Genomic DNA, 1,772 nt, shown 5'->3' on the forward strand with positions numbered 1-1,772 from the left:
CAGCGGGCGACACCATCACGCTGAACGTGGACACAGCCGCCTCGGGCACGCACCTGAGCAACAGCCTCAAAGACCTGAACAAGCTGGGCGTGGACGCTATCCTGGTGACAGGCGGCGACCAGATCAACGTGGACCTGGGTGCAGGGGCCTTGTCTGCCAACGGCACAGGCGGCATCAACTTTGAGCTGCCCACCTTGTTTGGCGACCTCAATGGCGACCGGGTGCTGAGCGAGCGTGAAGATGCAGCCCTGAGCGTGACCTTGAACGCTCAAGCCGGTGATGTGGCAGGCATTGCCAACAAGGCAGACGCCTTGTCTGCGATGGGCATTGACCACATTGACCTGGGCGGCAGCAACAACGTGTCAGTGAGCATCGATCAGGTCGAGGCCAACGCCTTGATCCATGCTGGACTGGACTTTGCAGCGGGCGACACCATCACGCTGAACGTGGACACTGCTGCTTCGGGCACGCACCTGAGCAACAGCCTCAAAGACCTGAACAAGCTGGGCGTGGACGCCATCATGGTGACAGGTGGCGACCAGATCAACGTGGACCTGGGTGCAGGTGCCTTGTCTGCCAACGGCACAGGTGGCATCAACTTTGAGCTGCCCACCTTGTTTGGCGACCTCAACGGCGACCGGGTGCTGAGCGAGCGTGAAGACGCAGCCCTGAGCGTGACCTTGAACGCCGCAGCCTCAGACGTGGCAGGCATTGCCAACAAGGCAGACGCCTTGTCTGCGATGGGCATTGACCACATCGACCTGGGCGGCAGCAACAACGTGTCAGTGAGCATCGATCAGGTCGAGGCCAACGCCTTGATCCATGCTGGACTGGACTTTGCAGCGGGCGACACCATCACGCTGAACGTGGACACAGCTGCTTCGGGCACGCACCTGAGCAACAGCCTCAAAGACCTGAACAAGCTGGGCGTCGACGCCATCATGGTGACAGGCGGCGACCAGATCAACGTGGACCTGGGCGCAGGGGCCTTGTCTGCCAACGGCACAGGCGGCATCAACTTCGAGCTGCCCACCTTGTTTGGCGACCTCAACGGCGACCGCGTGCTGAGCGAGCGCGAAGATGCGGCCCTGAGCGTGACCTTGAATGCTCAAGCTGGGGACGTGGCAGGCATTGCCAACAAGGCAGACGCCTTGTCTGCGATGGGCATTGACCACATCGACCTGGGCGGCATCAACAACGTGTCAGTGAGCATTGATCAGGTCGAGGCCAACGCCTTGATCCATGCTGGACTGGACTTTGCAGCGGGCGACACCATCACGCTGAACGTGGACACAGCCGCCTCGGGCACGCACCTGAGCAACAGCCTCAAAGACCTGAACAAGCTGGGCGTGGACGCCATCATGGTGACAGGTGGCGATCAGATCAACGTGGACCTGGGCGCAGGGGCCTTGTCTGCCAGCGGCACAGGCGGCATCAACTTCGAGCTGCCCACCTTGTTTGGCGACCTCAACGGCGACCGCGTGCTGAGCGAGCGTGAAGACGCAGCCCTGAGCGTGACCTTGAACGCCGCAGCCTCAGACGTGGCAGGCATTGCCAACAAGGCAGACGCCTTGTCTGCGATGGGCATTGACCACATCGACCTGGGCGGCAGCAACAACGTGTCAGTGAGCATCGATCAGGTCGAGGCCAACGCCTTGATCCATGCTGGACTGGACTTTGCAGCGGGCGACACCATCACGCTGAACGTGGACACAGCTGCCTCGGGCACGCACCTGAGCAACAGCCTCAAAGACCTGAACAAGCTGGGCGTG

The 1,772-nt window shown here is 61.5% G+C and carries 1 protein-coding gene; it reads left to right on the top strand.

The annotated features are described in order from the left end of the window. The coding region (locus tag H663_RS41835; RefSeq protein WP_165803982.1) for a hypothetical protein at positions 1–1,772 on the top strand (1,772 nt) is incomplete at both ends.

Source organism: Limnohabitans planktonicus II-D5 (assembly GCF_001270065.2).
Taxonomy (GTDB): Bacteria; Pseudomonadota; Gammaproteobacteria; order Burkholderiales; family Burkholderiaceae_C; genus Limnohabitans_A; species Limnohabitans_A planktonicus.